General features: G+C 72.7%; 17 protein-coding genes and 1 pseudogene. 11 read left to right on the top strand and 7 right to left on the bottom strand.

Annotated features, from left to right (window positions below):
* Position 1: 1 nt before the first annotated feature.
* The 3 genes from DB32_RS42835 to DB32_RS42825 form a co-directional block, all read right to left on the bottom strand.
* The gene (locus DB32_RS42835; RefSeq protein WP_053238441.1) at positions 2-1,540 is read right to left on the bottom strand and encodes a hypothetical protein; all 1,539 of its coding nucleotides are present in this window, start codon (positions 1,538-1,540) and stop codon (positions 2-4) included.
* Positions 1,537-2,208: a tetratricopeptide repeat protein gene (locus DB32_RS42830; protein ID WP_053238440.1), complete on the bottom strand. Its 672-nt coding sequence runs from the start codon at positions 2,206-2,208 to the stop codon at positions 1,537-1,539. The genes DB32_RS42835 and DB32_RS42830 overlap by 4 nt, the downstream gene beginning before the upstream one ends.
* Positions 2,209-2,272: 64 nt before the next feature.
* Positions 2,273-2,722 (bottom strand): nuclear transport factor 2 family protein, encoded by a 450-nt coding sequence (locus DB32_RS42825; protein WP_053238439.1) that lies wholly within the window; start codon positions 2,720-2,722, stop codon positions 2,273-2,275.
* Positions 2,723-2,764: 42 nt separating this feature from the next.
* On the opposite strand from DB32_RS42825, the gene DB32_RS42820 reads away from it, so the two are divergent.
* The 4 genes from DB32_RS42820 to DB32_RS42805 all read left to right on the top strand — a co-directional run bounded on the left by DB32_RS42820 (position 2,765) and on the right by DB32_RS42805 (position 5,708).
* On the top strand, positions 2,765-3,562 hold the full coding sequence (locus DB32_RS42820) for a helix-turn-helix transcriptional regulator (protein WP_240481329.1): 798 nt from the start codon (positions 2,765-2,767) through the stop codon (positions 3,560-3,562).
* Positions 3,563-3,631: 69 nt separating this feature from the next.
* Positions 3,632-4,066 carry a GNAT family N-acetyltransferase gene (locus tag DB32_RS42815; RefSeq protein ID WP_053239155.1) on the top strand — a complete coding sequence of 145 codons (435 nt, stop codon included), beginning with the start codon at positions 3,632-3,634 and terminating at the stop codon, positions 4,064-4,066.
* A gap of 43 nt (positions 4,067-4,109) precedes the next feature.
* Positions 4,110-4,895 (top strand): hypothetical protein, encoded by a 786-nt coding sequence (locus DB32_RS42810; protein WP_157070364.1) that lies wholly within the window; start codon positions 4,110-4,112, stop codon positions 4,893-4,895.
* A gap of 144 nt (positions 4,896-5,039) precedes the next feature.
* Positions 5,040-5,708: a carbonic anhydrase gene (locus tag DB32_RS42805; RefSeq protein WP_053239154.1), complete on the top strand. Its 669-nt coding sequence runs from the start codon at positions 5,040-5,042 to the stop codon at positions 5,706-5,708.
* A 25-nt stretch (positions 5,709-5,733) separates the two neighbouring features.
* On the opposite strand, the gene DB32_RS42800 is transcribed toward DB32_RS42805, so the two are convergent.
* The 4 genes from DB32_RS42800 to DB32_RS42785 form a co-directional block, all read right to left on the bottom strand.
* Positions 5,734-7,695: a class II glutamine amidotransferase gene (locus DB32_RS42800; RefSeq protein ID WP_053238437.1), complete on the bottom strand. Its 1,962-nt coding sequence runs from the start codon at positions 7,693-7,695 to the stop codon at positions 5,734-5,736.
* 44 nt (positions 7,696-7,739) lie between these two features.
* Positions 7,740-8,336, bottom strand: coding sequence for a DUF2378 family protein (locus DB32_RS42795; RefSeq protein WP_169791736.1), 597 nt, complete (start codon positions 8,334-8,336; stop codon positions 7,740-7,742).
* 103 nt (positions 8,337-8,439) lie between these two features.
* Entirely contained in the window at positions 8,440-8,961 is a 522-nt protein-coding gene (locus DB32_RS42790) for a dihydrofolate reductase family protein (protein ID WP_053238435.1), read from the bottom strand.
* Between the two features lie 165 nt (positions 8,962-9,126).
* Entirely contained in the window at positions 9,127-9,651 is a 525-nt protein-coding gene (locus DB32_RS42785; protein ID WP_157070363.1) for a hypothetical protein, read from the bottom strand.
* Between the two features lie 130 nt (positions 9,652-9,781).
* Between DB32_RS42785 and DB32_RS42780 the strand changes: the two are divergent.
* From DB32_RS42780 to DB32_RS48940, 7 genes and pseudogenes are all read left to right on the top strand, one after another.
* A pseudogene (locus tag DB32_RS42780) lies at positions 9,782-10,443 on the top strand (NAD(P)H-dependent flavin oxidoreductase); the annotation flags it as partial.
* A 198-nt stretch (positions 10,444-10,641) separates the two neighbouring features.
* Positions 10,642-12,153: a vitamin K epoxide reductase family protein gene (locus tag DB32_RS44840; protein WP_075097765.1), complete on the top strand. Its 1,512-nt coding sequence runs from the start codon at positions 10,642-10,644 to the stop codon at positions 12,151-12,153.
* Positions 12,150-12,857, top strand: coding sequence for an OmpA family protein (locus DB32_RS42775; RefSeq protein ID WP_053238433.1), 708 nt, complete (start codon positions 12,150-12,152; stop codon positions 12,855-12,857). Before DB32_RS44840 ends, DB32_RS42775 begins: the two co-directional genes overlap by 4 nt.
* Positions 12,836-13,432 (top strand): TlpA family protein disulfide reductase, encoded by a 597-nt coding sequence (locus DB32_RS42770; RefSeq protein ID WP_169791735.1) that lies wholly within the window; start codon positions 12,836-12,838, stop codon positions 13,430-13,432. Before DB32_RS42775 ends, DB32_RS42770 begins: the two co-directional genes overlap by 22 nt.
* A gap of 287 nt (positions 13,433-13,719) precedes the next feature.
* Positions 13,720-15,582: a hypothetical protein gene (locus DB32_RS42765; RefSeq protein WP_053238431.1), complete on the top strand. Its 1,863-nt coding sequence runs from the start codon at positions 13,720-13,722 to the stop codon at positions 15,580-15,582.
* The gene (locus DB32_RS42760) at positions 15,582-16,316 is read left to right on the top strand and encodes a tetratricopeptide repeat protein (RefSeq protein ID WP_053238430.1); all 735 of its coding nucleotides are present in this window, start codon (positions 15,582-15,584) and stop codon (positions 16,314-16,316) included. Before DB32_RS42765 ends, DB32_RS42760 begins: the two co-directional genes overlap by 1 nt.
* Positions 16,313-16,879: a hypothetical protein gene (locus DB32_RS48940; RefSeq protein ID WP_053238429.1), complete on the top strand. Its 567-nt coding sequence runs from the start codon at positions 16,313-16,315 to the stop codon at positions 16,877-16,879. Before DB32_RS42760 ends, DB32_RS48940 begins: the two co-directional genes overlap by 4 nt.
* Positions 16,880-16,905: the final 26 nt, after the last annotated feature.

Here is a 16,905-nt window from a genome sequence, read left to right as displayed (position 1 = left end):
GTCAGTCGATCGCGATGCTGCCGTCGGGCGTGATCATCACGCCGCCGTCGAGCAGGACGGGGCCGCCCCCGTCGTTGCAGCGCGATCGATCGTAGACGCAGCCCGCGAGCGCGTCGCAGCGCACCGTCTCGCACGGCGCGCCCGGCGGGCAGAGCGCGTCGTTCGGCGCGTGCAGGCACCCGCTCGCGCCGCACGAGTCGATCGTGCACTCGACGCCGTCGGAGCACGAGCCCGCGTCGCACCCGATGCCGCCGTCCATGCACGGCTCGCCCACGCAGAGCCCGCCCTGACAGCTGTCGATCCCGTTGCACCCGAGGCCGTCGCTGCACGGCAGATCGTCGGTCGCGCGGCTGCACGGCTGGGTCTCGAGCGTCGGCACCGACGCGCACGCCGCGTCCGTGCAGACCGCGTCGTAGCGGAAGCGCGACTCGGTCCCGCTCACGTCGCACGTGTCGTCGAAGCCGCTGCACAGCCACTCGCCGTACGTCGTGGTGCCGCAGCTCGTCCCGTCGGTGTCGCGCGAGCACGCGCGCGTCTCTTCGCCGTCGCTGGGCTCGCACGCCGAGTCGACGCACGTGAACGTGCGCACGGTGCGCGACTGCGTCGCGTCCTCGTCGCAGGCGTCCGCGTACCCGCACGCGCCGTACGCGCCCTCCATGCGCGCCGGGCAGTCCTCGTCGCGCGCGCACCCGAGGCAACGATCGGTCTCCTCCTCGCACTCGAGCGACGCGCCGCACGGGTCGCCCGCGTGGACGCACTCGCCGCCGCTGCACGCGTCGAGGCCGTTGCAGAACACGCCGTCGTCGCAGTCGAGCGTGTTGTTCACGTACGCGCACCCGCTCGGGCCGTCGGCGGGATCACCGCTGCACGTGTCCTCGGTGCACGGGTTGTCGTCGTCGCAGAGCGCGGCGCTCCGCGTGTGCGCGCACTCCCCGTTCTCGTCGCAGTAGTCGCTCGTGCACGCGAGCCCGTCGTCGCACGCGGCGGGATCACACTCGCCGCCGTCGACCGTGCTTCCGTCGAGCACGCCGGCGTCGCGCGCCCACGGCATCAGGTCCTCGACGTCGATCGTCGCGTCGCCGCACTGATCGGGCCCGATGCACGTCTGCCCGGGATCGTCGCACGTCACGCCGATGCACCCATCGAGGAGGAGCAGCTGCAGCCAGAGCGTCTGCTCCTCGGCGTACCCGCTGATCGCGCGCACCGTCGCGATCTCGGCGCCGCCCGTGCTGAGCGCGACCGCCTCGATGCGATAGCGCCGCGAGGGATCGCGTCCTTCGGGCGCGAGGGCGACGGTCGTCGGCCATCCGTCGCTCGCCGACACCGGGAACGGGAATTCCTGCACCAGCGTGTCGGGCACGCCGCTCTGTCCACCGGGCGCGCCATAGACGCGAACGACGAGCTGGCGCGCCATCCCGCGCACGCCCGGCTCGGCGTCGATCGTCGCCATCACCTGGGTGTTCGCGCGCATGTTCTCGCACGAGCATCCGGTCGCGAGCGCGCTCGCGACGACCACGAGGACGAGGAGCGCGCGCCTCACGGGATCGGCACCGTCAGCGTGATCGCGATCGCTCCGCCGTCGCCGGTCACGTAGGGCGGGTACACGTCCTCGCGCGTCGTCGTCGCCGCGACCACCGCGCCCGCGACACCGCCCGCGACGACCACGCCGATGATCGTCCACAGCCACCACGACGTCAGCACGTCCTCGCCGCCGCCGTCATCGCGCTCGGCCGACTCGCTCGCCGGCGCGGCGCTCGGCGCGCTCGCCGCGTCCTGCGCCGCGGCCGCCTCGGCCGCCGCGACCGCTGCCGCTTGCTCGTCCTCGCGCGCGATCTCCTCGCGCAGCACGCGGAGCCGACCTTCGACCTCGCGGCGGTTCGGCGCGTCGGGCAGCGCCGCGAGGTACGCCTCGAACGCGCTCACCGCCTCGCGCTCGCGCCGCAGGCGATCCGAGCTCGTGCCGATGTTGTAGAGCAGCTCGGGGCGCCCCGAGAGCTCGTGCGAGCGCTCGAAGTACTCGAGCGCGTCCTCGAAGCGCCCGTCGGCGAACGCGACGCGCCCCGCCTCGAACAGCGCCCGCGCTTCGGCGTCACGCGACGACGACTGCGAGGAGGACGCGGGCGGGGTCCCGTCCTGCGCCGCCACGACGCTCGGGAGCGCGAGCGCGAGGGCGAGAGCGGTCCACGAGGCAGCGAGCCATCGGGCCATTCGACGGGATCATACGCCCGTGCGGCGCCGGCGGATCAAGCACCGCGCGCCCACCTCCGCGCACTCATCCGAAGACGCGATCGACGAGCGCGGTGTCGACGTACTCCGTGATCTCGGCGACGCGCTCGCCCTCGAAGCGCATCACGAAGCAGTACTGGTTGTCGTAGCGCGCGCCCTTCTTCGTCACGTTGTCGCCGCGCGCCTCGACGACGACGAGCTCGCCGTCGGCGATCACGCGCGACGCGGCGATGCGCATCGCGCCCTCGATGCGCGACCGCAGCGGCGCGATCAGCTGCTCGAGGATCACCGGCTTGGTCGCGAAGCTGCGCGAGAACCGCGAGGTCCCGCTGATCGTCCACCGACAGTCGTCGGACATCATCGCGAAGAAGCGCTCGAAGTCGCCCTCCGCGGCGCGCGCGAAGGCCTCGGTGACGAGGGCTCGTCTCGGATCGTTCGTGTGCATGCCGATCGAGATGCCGCCCGCCGCGCTCCACCGATTGGAAGAATCGGCCATGCCCGCGTGCTCGCGCGCGCGGTCACGACCATGCTCTTCTCCGTGCTGACGACCCGCGCGTTCGCTCCGCCCCGCGCGCTCGCGCGCTTCGTCGAGTGCGTGCGCGTGATCGACGCGCCCGAGCTCGCACGCCTGCGCTACGAGCGCCTGCCCGACGGCAAGACCGAGCTCGTGGTGCGCATCGACGGACGCGGCGCGGACGCGGGCGCGATGGGCACGCGCACCCGCGCGGTCAGCAAGGACGCGGGCCCGCTCGCCTCGGCGGTGGTGGTGCGCTTCCGCGCGGCGGGCGCGTATCCGTTCTTCGGCATGCCGATGTCGGAGCTCACCGATCGCCACACCTCGATCGAGACGCTCTGGGGCGGCAGCGGGCGCGCGCTCGAGGACGCGCTCGCGGGCGCGCGCAGCGGCGAAGCGCGGGTGCGCGTGATGCTCTCCGCGCTCGAGGCACGGCTCGCGAGCGATCGTGTGTTCGAGCCCGCCGCGGCCGCCACGGTACGCCGCGCGACGCGCACGATCGCGGCGATGGAGACGCTCCCGCGCGTCGACGCGCTCGCCGCGCACGTCGGGCTCAGCGAGCGCCAGCTCCGCCGCGCGTTCGACGCAGTGATCGGCGTCGGCCCCAAGCACTACCTGCGCATCGTGCGGTTCCAGCGCGCGATCGCGATGCTGCGCGCCGACGTGCCCCGGCCCCCGTGGGGCGTGATCGCGCGCGACGCGGGCTACTTCGACCAGGCGCACATGATCGCCGAGCTCCGCGAGATGACCGGCCGCGCGCCCTCGGAGCTCGCCCGGCGGCTCGCGGAGCGGCGGCGCGAGCTGGCGCTACGGAATCCGTAGCGCGGTCCTCGCGCCATCGACGACCTGGCGCACGGCGACCGCCGCATCGCGCCCGTAGGCTCGTCCATGATGAAGTGGACCAAGGGCGAGCACGAGATCGACACCGAGAAGACGCGCCTCGACGTGGGCCTGATCCATCGCTTCCTCGCCGAGGACTCGTACTGGGCGAAGGGCATCTCGCGCGAGCGCGTGGAGCGCGCGATCGAGCGCTCGTGCTGCTTCGGGCTCTACCGTGGCGCGCGCCAGCTCGGCTACGCGCGCGTCGTGAGCGACGAGGTCACGTTCGCCTATCTCTGCGACGTCTTCGTGCTCCCGGACGCGCGCGGCGCCGGCCTCGGCAAGTGGCTCGTCGAGGTGAGCACCGGTCAGCACCAGGTGCGGCGATGGATGCTCGGCACGCTCGACGCGCACGGCCTCTACGCCCAGCACGGCTTCGCGCCGATGCGCGAGCCACAACGATTCATGGAAAGACTGGATCCGGACATCTACACGCGTGGTGGATGACACGGGTCAGGGGCGGCGCGGTCTCGGGTATCCTCGAAGGGCGGTGGGCAGTCGTCGCCTCGAGCGTGCGCTCTGGTGCATGTGGTTGTGGGCGTGCGCGGCACCCGGCTGCGGGCGCATCGGGTTCGACCCGAGCGCCCTCGAGGAGCGCGACGGCGGCGCGCTCGACGCCCGCACGCCGTCCCGCGACGCGACCACCCCCGAGGACGCGACGTCCCCAGCGGACGCCCCGACCGCCGACGCGTTCGTCCCGTTGAGCCCGGACGCCGCGATCCTCCCCGACGCGACCACGAGCTGCCCCGCGGTCTGCAACGACGGCTGCGCCGGCGGGACGTGTCGGATCGTCGGGGACGTGCTCGCCGCGATCGTCTGCCCGACCGGCATGCCCTGCCAGGTGCGCTGCGTCGCGCGCCAGGGCTGCATGACCAACGTCCAGTGCGCCGGCGCGTCGAGCTGCGAGGTGCTCTGCGAAGGAGATCGCAGCTGCTTCTTCGGCGCGACCTGTGGCAGCGCGCCCTGCACGGTGCAGTGCCTCGGGACCGACTCCTGCGGACCGATCGCCTGCGCCGACGCGTCGAGCTGCTCGATCGACTGCCCCGGACCGAGGAGCTGCGGGTTCGGCGTGCAGTGCGGCTCGAACGCGTGCTCCGTCACGTGCTCGGGCGTCGGCAGCTGCTCGGGCGGCGTGTTCTGCGATGGCTCGTGCGCGTGCGACGCGGTGTGTGGCGCGTCCGCCGCGTGCCCGGGAGGCTCGGCCCGGGTGGTGTGCCCGTCCGGATGCAGCACCATCGACGGGTGCAGCGCGACCGGCGTCTGCGACGGGTGCTGAGGAGATTTTCCCCGCGCGGGGGAGAATTTCCCCGAGCGGGGTGTCGACATGGCGCAATCCGTGGTATCCACGATGCCGAGGCGCGTCGGGGTACAGGCGTCGATGTCGTTCGCCGCCCCACATCGCCGCCCTCGAAAGGTGACGATGAAGAAGCTCGTGACGGGATTCCAGCGGTTCCGAGACCACGTGTTCGAAGAGCACCGGGAGCTGTTCCATCAGCTCGCGTCCGGGCAGTCGCCGCAGGCGCTCTTCATCACCTGCTCGGACTCGCGCATCCAGCCGAACCTGCTGACGCAGACCGAGCCTGGGGATCTCTTCGTGGTCCGCAACGCCGGCAACATCGTGCCGCCCTACTCGCCCCAGGGCTGCTCGGAGGCGGGCACGATCGAGTACGCGATCGACGTGCTCGGCGTGGCGGACATCGTGGTGTGCGGTCACTCGGGCTGCGGCGCGATGAAGGCGCTGCTCGAGCCCGAGCCGCCGAAGGGTCTGCCCGCGGTGGCGGCGTGGCTCGGCCACGCGGAGCCCACGCGGCGCGTGATGCAGTCGGTCTACGCCGAGCGTCCGGCCGACGAGAAGCTGAACGTCGCGATCCAGGAGAACGTGCTGCAGCAGATGGTGAACCTGCGCACGCATCCGTCGGTCGCGGCGAAGCTCGCGGCGGGCAAGCTCCGGCTGCACGCGTGGGTCTACAAGATCGGCAGCGGCGAGATCTTCGCGTACGACCCCGAGAGCATTCAGTTCCGCCCGCTGATCGAGGTGACGCCGGAGCGCCTGTCGCGCCGGATGCTCGCCGACGCGATCGGCCCGTGAAGCGCGCGTCGAAGAGGTCGAGCGACTACTCGACCTCTTCGACCTTCACCGCGACCTCGAGCGTCTCGCCGCGACCGCCCTTGTAGAGCGTGCCGGACGTCGGGGTCGCGTCGCGGTAGTTGCGCCCGCAGGCCACGCGCACGTGGTCGCGCCCCGCGAGCACGCCGTTCGTCGGGTCGAAGCCGGTCCAGCCCGCCCAGGGCAGGTAGAGCTCGGCCCACGCGTGGCTCGCGTCGGACTGCTGGGTGTTCTCGTAGCGCCCCGCGCCGCCGGTGAAGATGTAGCCGACGCGGTAGCGCGCCGGGATGCCGAGCAGGCGCGCGAGGCAGATCAGCAGGTTCGCGAAGTCCTGACAGACGCCGGTGCGCGAGCAGTAGACGTCGTATGCGGTGGTCGCGAGCGTGGTCGACCCCGAGACGTACTTGAAGTCGCGGAAGATCGACGTGTTCATGTCGAGCAGCGTCTGCACGAGATCGCCGTCCTGGCGCTCGACGTAGCTCATCGCGAACTCGACGAGCTCCTGCAGCTGCGTCTCGGGCAGCTCGGGCGGGAGCAGGTACGGCGTCATCATCTGACGCTGCCAGGGCATCCACACGAGCGGGATCGTCACGCGACGCTCGGGCGCGTCGAGATCGGGCGAGGGCTCGTGGAGGATGCGCACCTTCGAGCGCGCGGTGATGCGCAGCTCCTCGTAGGGCTGCTCGATCTCGGCGCGCACGACCTGGTTGCCGAACACGTCGTCGTACGCGCGGCGCAGGCCGCCCGCGTTGAGCTCGAGCGAGTACTCGATCAGCTCCTGGCCGAGGTCGTGACAGGGCTGGAGGCGGAAGAGGTGCTTGCTGCGCTCGACCGGCTCTTCGTAGCGGTAGATCGTCTCGTGGAGGACCGTCATCACGCGGCCCTTCTTCTCGGGCGAGATGACGATCGCGGGCGCCTCGGGCGCGCGCGAGACGCGCTCTTCCGCGTCGAGCCCGACCGGCGGCGGCGCGACGATGCGGCGTGCGGCGCCGGCCCCGGCATGCGAGTCGAAGATGATCGAGCCGCGACGCGCGACGAGCATCTGCCCCTCGGTCATCGCGACCCACTGCGGGCTCGGCGGGGGCGCGGGCGTCGCGCCCTTCTTCGTGTCCGGCGGCGCGGGCTGCGGCTCGGGCGACAGCGGGATCGTCGAGAAGAGCACCGCGGTGCGGTTGCGATCCTCGGCGTCGGTGAGGTCGACGTCGATGTCGGGCGTGCGCCAGATCGTCGACGCGTGGGGCGGCGCGAGGCGCAGCGAGTAGAGCGTGTTGTAGCCCTCGGCGTCGCGATAGACGGCGACGTCGATGCCGTCGGTGAGCAGGAAATTCGCGGTGCCGAGCGTGTCGAGCTCGCGGAACCACTCGTGGAGGCGCTCCCAGCCGATCTCCGCGAGGCGCTTGGCGCCGCAGCTGCGCATGCGCTCGAGGAGCCAGCAGAACGCGCGCTCGGAGTCGGTGCGGCCCATCGGCGCGAACGCGCTCGAGGGCTCGAGCGGGAGCTGCACCTCGAGGTCGCCGAAGAGATCGCCGTTGTGCGCGAGCACGAACGAGCGCCCCGCCCAGTTGTGCGCGAACGGGTGCGTGTCCTGCTCGCTCAGCGTGCGCGCCGCGCCGCGCAGGTGGCAGACGAAGACCGTCGACTGGAAGCGCTCCCAGTCGCGCAGGAGCTTCGTCATCGGGTTCTCGCCGATCGACGTGGGATCTTTGATGACGAGCGCGGCGGGCCCGGCCTCGGGGTACCACGCGAAGCCCCAGCCGTAGCCGTGCTCGCGCGCATCCGCGCCGTGCTCGAGCGCGCGCAGCGAGATCGACGGCGAGACCGGCGCGTCGAGCGACATCGCGAGGAGGCGCGTGGCCTTGTGCTCGCGTGCGTAGACCTCGGCGAGCGGGCCGCGGCCCGTCGCGGAAGGAGCGTCCGCGGAGGGCTGCGGAGTGATCGAACGCGGCGGGACGGACGGCGGATCGCTCACGCCGGGCGAGGGTAGCAGACCGACCCTCGCCGAGCGCGCGGTCTTCAGCGCCAGCGCAGCTCGAGATCCGCGTCGCGCTCGCTCAGCACGCGGACGCGCACGTCGCCGCGCAGTCGGAACACGCGCAGCGCACCCTCGAGCACACCGAGGTGCCACGCGTCGGGCCAGTCCCAGAAGTCGCGGTACGAGAACACCGCGCGCCCCGGCCCTTGCTCGAGCATCCGCACCTCGCCGTGCGCGCGAACGAGCTCGTAGGCGCGCCCGACGAGCGGCACCGCGAGCTCGGGGCTCTTGCCGGCGAGCCCGAAGAGCACCGCGCCGACGGTGCTCTGCACGAACCCGTCGTACGCGCCCCAGCCCACGCGGCGCAGTCCTTCGCGCGGCGGCAACGTCGGATAGAGCGCGTGCGACGCGGCCGCGAGGAACTCGAGCCACTCGGTGAGCGGATAGCCGCGGAACGCGAGATATCGCGCGCGTCCGACGGGCTTGCCGATGCGGCGCGTGCGCTCGGCGACCGGCTCGAAGAAGACGCCCTTCACCTCGGCCGCGGGGCAGCGCGCGAGGCGCGACGGGAGATCGATCGACGCCTCGAGATCGGGCATCACGAACTCGCCGTCGCGCGCGTGGGCTGCAGCGGTCACGTCCGAGAGGCTACTCGATCGCGCCGCGACGCGATCACTCGACGCCACGAGCGCCACGAGCGCCGCGCGCTCGGCGACGCACATCGCCGAGCGCGCGATCGGATCAGCGCGTGACCGAGTACGCGAGCAGCTGCACGCCGTTCGCGTACGACTTCGTGGATCGCAGCGAGAGCGCGCGCTGCAGCGGTCGCGCGAACATCGGGATGCCCGTGCCGAACACGACCGGCGAGAGCTTCACGATGATCTCGTCGACGAGGTCGGCCTCGAGCAGCGCGCTCGCGAGCTCACCACCACCGCACAGCCAGATGTCCTTGCCGTGCTCTTCCTTCAGCGCGCGCACGCAGCCGACGACGTCGTCGCGCACCAGCTCGACCGCGGGGTCGGGCGAGCGCTCGAGCGAGCGCGAGAACACGTACTGGCGAAGCATCGGATACGGGCTCGTGACGCCCATCCGCAGGCCGACGTCGTAGGTCTTGCGGCCCATCAGCACGATGTCGCTCGTGCGGAACGAGTCGAAGAACTCGTCGACGTGCTCGCCTTCGTTCAGGAACCCTTCGTACGTGTGGTCCTCGTGCGCGAGGAACCCGTCGAGCGTGATCGCGACGTGGTACTTCAGCTTTCTCATACGAACCTTCTCTCTCGTCAGGAGCCGACGTGAGCACCGCGCGCGCACACCTCCGAGAGGCGTGATCGCTGCGCGCGATGCGTGGACGTGGATCAGAGAGAGACGGTCATCGTCGACGCGCGGCGGCGCGCGTCGAGCGAACGTCTAGCAGCGGACGCGCGAAGATCAATCGACGGGCACGAGGTCGAGGCCCGGCGCGTCCTGCTCGAACACGAGCGAGAGCGCGACGCCGGGCACACCGAGCGCGAGCACCACACCGCCCGCGATCCCCGCGAACACGAGGCCGTGACGATCACCGAACCAGCCGTAGTCCGGAGGCTGCGGCTCGGTCGCGATGCCGACGATCGCGGCCGCGCCGAGGAGCACGCCCGCCGCGATCAGGAGCGCGTGCCCGGTGCCGCGCAGGAGCGAGCGATCCTCGAGCCGCAGATCGACCCGCAGATCGTGCGCGAGGAGCACCTCGCGCTGCCACTCGATCACGTCGTCGCGCCGCCACCCGAGCCGCACCTCGCCGCGCGGCAACGCGAGCTCGCACGAGGGCTCGCACAGCGTGCGCGGCGCGCCGTCACGTGGAGCGACGACGACCTCGTAGCCCGGGAGCACGAGACCACGCGAGACCGTCACGTCCTGCGCGGCGGCGATCGACGGCGCGACGAAGATCGCGAACGAGAGCAAGCACGCCCGAAGCATCGACGGGCGCATCGTACGCCGAACCGCGCGCTCGCCCAGCGCCGCGCGTCCACGTCCGAGACCTCTCCGTCGCGCCGATCCATTTCACCGCACGGAATGCCCATCCCCGCGCTCCTCGAGGACCCCCGTCATCGGCGCCCCGCTGTTCCTCGTCTCGGGCCCCGAGCTCGTCATCGAGCAGTGCGAAGGCCGGCATCGTCGGCTCGTTCCCCGCGCTCCACGCGCGCCCCGCGCACGTCCTCGAGCAATGGCTCGAGCGCATCTCGCGCGAGCTCGCGGCCGCGCACCCCGAGCGCAAGATCGCGCCGTTCGCGGTGAACCAGATCGTCCACGCATCGAACGATCGCCTCGCACACGACCTCGAGCTCTGCCGGCGCTCCGAGGTGCCGATCCTCATCACGTCGCTGCGCGCGCCCGACGACGTCGTGAAGAGCGCGCGCTCGTACGGCGGCCTCGTCTTCCACGACGTGACCAACGTCCACCACGCCAAGCGCGCGCTCGCCGCGGGCGTCGACGAGCTCATCCTCGTGTGCGCCGGCGCGGGCGGGCACGCGGGCACGTTCTCGCCGTTCGCGCTGGTGCGCGAGGTCCGCGAATTCTACGACGGGCGGATCATCCTCTCGGGCTCGATCGCGAGCGGCGACGCGATCCTCGCGGCCGAGGCGCTGGGCGCCGACCTCGCCGGTGAAGGCGTACATCTGGGGCGCGGGCCAGGGCACCGCTCAGATCCACGACGTGCCCACCACCGCCGAGCTCGTCGCACGACTGGCGCGCGAGTACGACGAGGCGCGCGGCTGTTCGCGCGTCGTTGAAAACACCACGTCGCGACTCGGGAATTCGCGGTCGGGTGCGGGTGATCGACCCACTCGAGGCGACCCGCGCCGACAGCGGCGCCCGGGGCGCGATGCCCCGTGGGCGGTCCGCGCTCGGGCGCCTACGCGGGAGACCCCTGACGTGCGGGACTGCGGCTTCGCGGTACAACGCGGCCCCATGACGCAAAGGGTCCTCGCCGCGATCGTCGCGGTCGCGGCCGCGCTGGGGTTCGCCTTCGCCGCGGTCTCGACGTCCGACTTCGTCGCGCACCTCGATCGTCAGGTCCACGGCATCCACTGCTCGTTCCTTCCCGGCGTCGGCACCGCCGACGTGAGCGGGACGACCGGATGCCACGTGACGCTGATGAGCCCGTACTCGTCGGTCATGCGCGAGAGCGTGTGGGGCGGCATCCCCATCTCGCTGCCCGCGATGGCGGTGTTCGCGTACCTGGTGTTCTTCCCGCTCGCGCTGATCGCGCTGCGGCGCACCGGCGATCGACGCGCGACCGGGTTCCTGCTCGCGGCGACCACGCTCCCGCTGCTCACGTCGATCGTGATGGGCTGGATCTCGCTCACCGAGCTCGACGCGGCGTGCAAGCTCTGCATCGGCATCTACACGGCGAGCACGATCGCGTTCTTCGCGGCGCTCGGGCTCTTCGTGGTCGCGATGCGCGCGCCCGCGGGCGCGACCGCGACGACGGCGACGCGCGGAGGCGACGCGCCGTTCGAGCGGATGGGCCCGGCGCCGCGCATCGCCGCGCGCGGCAAGCGCATCGGGGGCGGCACGCTGCCCGGCGGGTACTCGCCCGAGCAGACGATCCCGGCCGACGAGACGGTGCGCGATCCGGTCGCGCTCGGTCACGCGCCGACGATCGATCTCGCGTCCGAAGAGGCGGCCGCGCAGCAGCCGCGACGTCTCGCCACCGCGAGCGAGATGGATCGCCGCGGCGCGCCCGATCGCCGGTTCGGCAGCTCGCCGTCGCGCACGTCGCCCGACGACGCGCCGATCGGCTGGGGTGTGCTCGGCGCGGCGTTCGCGCTCGGCATCGCGTTCGTGGTGCTCCCGGTCGTGGCGTACGCGGCGAACGCGCCCGACTTCGATCACTACCTCGGCGCGTGCGGCACGCTGCCCTCGCCCGCCGATCCGCATCGCGTGCTGGTTCCGCTCGGCCCGCAGACGCGCCCGCTCGCGGTCACCGAGGTGCTCGATCCGCTGTGCCCCGCGTGCCGCGGCTTCGAGCAGCGCTTCACCGGGCTCGAGAGCGCGTCGCAGGTGTCGCGCCGCGCGCTGCTCTTCCCGCTCGACAGCGAGTGCAACTGGATGGTCGATCGCCCGATCCACCCGGGCGCGTGCGCGATCAGCGAAGCGATCCTGTGCGCCGGCGACGACGCGGAGGACGTGCTCGCGTGGTCGTTCGAGGAGCAGGAGGCGATCCGCACCGCGACGACCAGCGATCCCGGCGCGGCCGCGCGCATGGCGAGCGCGCGCTTCCCCGCGCTCGCGCGCTGCATCGGCTCGCCCGAGGTCCGCGCGCGCCTCAACCGCGCGCTGCGCTGGGCGGTCGCGAACCAGCTCCCGGTGCTCACGCCGCAGGTCTACGTCGGCGACACGCGCATCTGCGACGCCGACACCGACCTCGGCCTCGACTGGACGCTGGCCCGCCTTCTCGAGAGGAGCGCGTCGCGATGACGAACACGATGCGATGGTCGTTCGCGGGTGTGCTCGCGCTCATCCTGTTGCTCACGCCGGTGCTGCTCGCGACGTCGTGGCAGGGCAGCGCGAGCGCGCGCCTCGAGGAGACCGAGGCTGCCGAGGCGGGCCGTGAGATGCCCGCCGTCGCGACGGCGTCCGAGGCCGACGAGGCGTACTGCACGCCCGAGCTGCGGCAGATCCTGCGCCGCGTGCTCACGAGCTGCGGCCTGATCGGCGGCAGCGGTCGCGGCTGTCAGCCCGTCGAGGCGCGCAGCGTGGCGACGATGCGCGGCGACGACTTCAACGCGCTCTTCCTGCCGATGCAGGAGCGCGGCGGGATCCTCCAGTTCGAGCGCGCCGAGGCGACGCTCGACGCGAGCGACACCGCGCTGATCGATCGCGTCTTCGCCGATCGCCGTGGCGCGTCGTACTTCTTCGTCGTCGCGCGCGCGTCGCCGGAGGGCTCGGTCGAGCGCAACCGCGAGCTCTCGCGCGAGCGCGCCGAGGCCGTGATGTCGCACCTGCGCACCACGTTCAACGATCCCGAGCTCGATCGTCAGGTCGGTCTGCTCTGGCTCGGCGAGGAGTACGCGCAGCTCCAGGCGAATTTCTGCGAGTGGCAGCGCAGCGGCGGCGAGGAGTGCCGCCCCGAGGATCTCAACCGGAGCGCGTTCGTCGCATGGATCGATTGCGTGCTGTGATCGTGGCGGCCCTCGCGGTCGCGGGATGCGGTGGAGAAGAGGCGACGATCACGCCGGAGGGCGCGGCGCCCGTCGCTCCATCGCGCGTCGAGGCGGTCGCGGCGCGCGACGAAGATCCGGCGCGTCGCTTCTGCGACGTGTCGGCGGGGTTCGGCGAAGGACGCGAGCTCGCGCTGCCGGCGCTCGAGGGCCCGAGCGCGCCGACCAGCGGATGGCGGTGGATCAACGTGTGGGCGACGTGGTGCCCGCCGTGCGTCGAGGAGATGCCGCGCATCGTCGCGTGGCGTGCGCGGCTCGCGGAGGAAGGCACGCCGATCGAGCCGTTCTTCGTCTCGGTCGACGCGAGCGCCGAGGACGTCGCGACGTGGCGCGCGGCGCACCCGGACGCGCCGGAGTCGGCGCGTCTGGACCCGACGGGCCTCCCCGCGTTCTTCACGTCGCTCGGGCTCGACGCGGCGACGTCGATCCCGATCCACGCGCTGGTCGATCCCACCGGTCACGTGCGCTGCGTGCGCGCGGGCGCGGTCGCGGAGCGCGACTACGCGACCGTGCGCGCGATCCTGAGGACGCGTTGAACGTGTGCAAGATCGGCTCGCCCGCTCAGCACTCCAGCTGGACCGTGGACGCGCGCTGCGCCGCGCTGGCACGAGAGTGCAGCGCGGATGCAGCAGCGCGCGCGTTCTCGGGCGCTCTCGCGTGCCGCTCACGCGGCACGCCGAGTGCTGAGCGGCGCGCCGCGCGCGGTCGGGGCGCTGCGTGTTGCGCGTGCGCGCCACGCACGTGAGCGAGCGCGCGCAGGGAGATCCCGGTGAGGCTGGAACGAGATTGCGGGCGTCGCGCCGAGCGCCGTACGCTGGGCGGCGTGTCTCGGCGGTGGTGTCGCTGGCTCGTCGTCCTCGCGTCGATCGTGACGGCCGGGTGCGATGACAGCGCGGCGCTGACGATCGATCTGCGCACCGATCTGGCTCCAGGCATCGAGTTCGTGCGGGTGCGCGCCGAGCACTCGATGCGCCCGTTCGACGAGGCCGGCGGCGGCGTGCGGATGGTCGAGCAGCTCGCGTCGTCGAGCACCGACTACGTGCACCGCGGCGGGCGCGTCGCCGAGCTCGACGGACTGCGCCCGGGCGCGTCGTTCGTGCGCGTCAGCCTCATCGACGCGCAGGGACGCGTGGTGGTCGATCGCGTGACGACGGTCGACGTGCGGAGACGCGTGTCGATGGTCGTCGTGATCACGCGCGCGTGCCGTGGCGTGGTGTGCCCGGGACCGAGCGACGGGCCCGAGGCGACGACGTGCATCGCCGGGCGCTGCGTGCCGCCCGACTGCTCGCCCGGGAACCCGGGCGCGTGCGGCGATCCCTCGTGCACGACCGACGAGGAGTGCCGTCCCGACGCCGAGTGCGCGGTCGGGCTGTGCCTCGACCGCGAGTGCTTCTACGTCGGCGTCGACGAGCGCTGCGCGACCGACCAGTGGTGCGGCCCGGAGGTCGGATGCCTGGTGCGCCCCGGCCTCGAGAGCGACGGCGGCGTGCCCGACGCACGCGCCTGCGCGACGAGCGAGACCGCGTGCGACGACGGCGAGGACGACGACTGCGACGACCTCGTCGACTGCGCCGATCCCGACTGCCTCGGGGTGACGTGCGACGACGGCAGCGCGTGCACGACCGACGACGCGTGCACGTCCGACGGCGCGTGCGAGGGCACGTCGATCGAGTGCGACGACGACGAGGTGTGCACCGCCGACTCGTGTGATCCCGCGACCGGCTGCGTGAACGTCCCCGCGGAGGGCGCGTGCGACGACGGCAGCGCGTGCACCGAGGGCGACGCCTGCGCCGAGGGCGCGTGCGTGGGCACCGCGATCGCGTGCGACGACGGCAACGTGTGCACCGACGACGCGTGCGATCCCGCGACCGGCTGCACCCAGACCGCGAACACCGCGCCCTGCGACGACACGTTCTTCTGCAACGGCGCCGACTCCTGCGGAGGCGGCACGTGCTCGGTGCACACGTCGCCGCCGTGCGCGCAGTTCTGCAACGAGACCACGGAGCGCTGCGATCAGTGCGCAGCCGACGCCGACTGCGGCGCCGTGACGTTCGGCGCGTGGAGCGCGTGCGGCAGCTTCGCGAACACCTGCGACGAGAGCGGCACGCGCACCCGCTCGGTGCTCACGCCGCGCTGCACGTCGGGCATGTGCACCGTCGTCACGACGACCGAGACCGGCGCGTGCACGCGCGACACCGACGGCACGACGTGCGGCACGACCACCACCGGCGCCTGCGGCTACGCCGACGCCTGCGACGAGTCGGGCTCGCAGACCGTCACCACGCGCCGCTGCGTGACCGGCACCTGCACCGCGAGCTCGACCACGCGCGCCTGCGGCGGCCGCGACACCGACGGCGACCTCTGCGGCTCGCGCCGCACCCGCGATCGCTGCTGCGCGGGCGCGTGCCGCGACATCTGGTCCGACGAAGCGAACTGCGGCGGCTGCGGGATCCGCTGCGCGAGCGGCCTGTCGTGCCGCACCATCTCGAGCGGCGCGACGTCGGGCGACGGCGCCGCGTGCTTCCAGTGCACCGCGACGTCGCAGTGCGGCAACGGAACGAGCCGCAACTGTTGGTCGGTCGCGACCGGCGGATACGGATACTGCCAGTGCTTGACCGACTCGGGCTGCGCGTCGGGCGAGCGCTGCTTCACCGGCTCGGGATCGAACTACTGCTACTACCCGTGATGCTCCGCGTCTTCGCTTCGCTGCTGTTCGTCGTCGCGCTGCTCGCGCCCTCGCTCACACGCGCGCAGGCCGCGCGCGAGCTGTCGCCCGCCGAGGTCGAAGAGGCGCGCGCGCTCTTCGTCGCCGGCTCGGCCGCGGTCGAGAGCGGGCGCTGGGCGGATGCGGTGAGCAGCTTCGAGCGCGCGTACGAGATCACCGGCGCGCCCTCCGCGCTCTACAACCTCGGGCTCGCGCTGCGCGCGCTCGGTCGTCATCGCGACGCGCGCGACGCGTTCGATCGCCTGCTCACCGCGCACACCCTCGACGACGCCGAGCTCCGCCGCGAGGTCGAGCAGATGCGCACCGAAGAGGCCGCGCGCGTCGCGGTGCTCGAGCTCGTCGGCCTCGACGCCGACGCGCGACACGCGATCCGCTTCGACGGGCGCGACGTCGCCGACGACGGCGCGCGCCCGCTCGACGTCGAGACCGACGCCGGCGCGCACACGCTGATCGCCGAGCGCGAGGGCTTCCGCCCGTTCGTGTGGGAAGGCGAGCTCGCCGACGGCGAGCGCCGCGCCGTGCGCGCGCTCTTCGAGCCGGTCGCGACGGCGAGCGCGAGCGACGACACCGCGCTGCACGTCGTGCTCGTGGTCTCCGCGATCGCGGCGGTCGCCGCGGGGGGCGCGATCCTCGGGTACGTGCTCTACGAAGACGCGCAGGTGCGCCCGCTCTACGACCAGCGGGTGGAGCCGTGAGGCGCGCCGCGCTGCTCGCGCTGCTGCTCGCGGGATGCGCCGAGACCGGCGTGCTCGAGCTGCAGCTGATGCTGCCCGCGAAGCCCGCGACCGACGGCGAGCCGCTCTTCGCGCAGGTGCAGATCCGTCGCGCGTCGGATCACCCGTTCGACGTCGCGTGGGAGGGCGCGGACGTCGCCGCGGTCGAGCTCGGCGCCGCGCCGGTGCGCTCGCAGATCAGCGTGATCGGCCGCGATCCCGCGCTCGATCTCCACGTCAAAGTGCGCTTCTGCCGCGCGCCTTCGTGCGATGCGCTCGACGACGCGCGCGCGCCCGAGCTCTGGTTCGACATCGAGCGCCCGTTCCACGTCGGTCGCCGCACCGCGTGGGCGACCTGCATCGACGCGGTCCCGAGCGCGCAGCCGACCGACGCGACCACCGTCGAGCGCTGCGACGTGCACGGCTGCACCACCGGCGCGGCCGCGACCTACTGCGACGCCGACGGCGCGCACTTCTGCGAGATCGAGTCGATCGACGAGCCGCCGCGCGAGCTGCAGTGCGCGGACGGCGTAGCGGACTACTGATGCCCGGCGGTACGCTCGACCGCGCG

This window comes from Sandaracinus amylolyticus, assembly GCF_000737325.1.
Classification (GTDB): Bacteria; Myxococcota_A; Polyangia; order Polyangiales; family Sandaracinaceae; genus Sandaracinus; species Sandaracinus amylolyticus.
The sequence above is the reverse complement of the archived record's forward strand: the minus strand, read 5'-3'. Positions and strand labels throughout refer to the sequence as shown.

Bases quoted from the DNA above. Each gene is read 5' to 3' on its own strand.
- DB32_RS42830 (WP_053238440.1), bottom strand. From the start codon at position 2,208: ATGGCCCGATGGCTCGCTGCCTCGTGGACCGCTCTCGCCCTCGCGCTC.
- DB32_RS42825 (WP_053238439.1), bottom strand. From the start codon at position 2,722: ATGGCCGATTCTTCCAATCGGTGGAGCGCGGCGGGCGGCATCTCGATC.
- DB32_RS42815 (WP_053239155.1), top strand. From the start codon at position 3,632: ATGAAGTGGACCAAGGGCGAGCACGAGATCGACACCGAGAAGACGCGC.
- DB32_RS42805 (WP_053239154.1), top strand. From the start codon at position 5,040: ATGAAGAAGCTCGTGACGGGATTCCAGCGGTTCCGAGACCACGTGTTC.
- DB32_RS42790 (WP_053238435.1), bottom strand. From the start codon at position 8,961: ATGAGAAAGCTGAAGTACCACGTCGCGATCACGCTCGACGGGTTCCTC.
- DB32_RS42785 (WP_157070363.1), bottom strand. From the start codon at position 9,651: ATGCTTCGGGCGTGCTTGCTCTCGTTCGCGATCTTCGTCGCGCCGTCG.
- DB32_RS44840 (WP_075097765.1), top strand. From the start codon at position 10,642: ATGACGCAAAGGGTCCTCGCCGCGATCGTCGCGGTCGCGGCCGCGCTG.
- DB32_RS42775 (WP_053238433.1), top strand. From the start codon at position 12,150: ATGACGAACACGATGCGATGGTCGTTCGCGGGTGTGCTCGCGCTCATC.
- DB32_RS42770 (WP_169791735.1), top strand. From the start codon at position 12,836: ATGGATCGATTGCGTGCTGTGATCGTGGCGGCCCTCGCGGTCGCGGGA.
- DB32_RS42760 (WP_053238430.1), top strand. From the start codon at position 15,582: ATGCTCCGCGTCTTCGCTTCGCTGCTGTTCGTCGTCGCGCTGCTCGCG.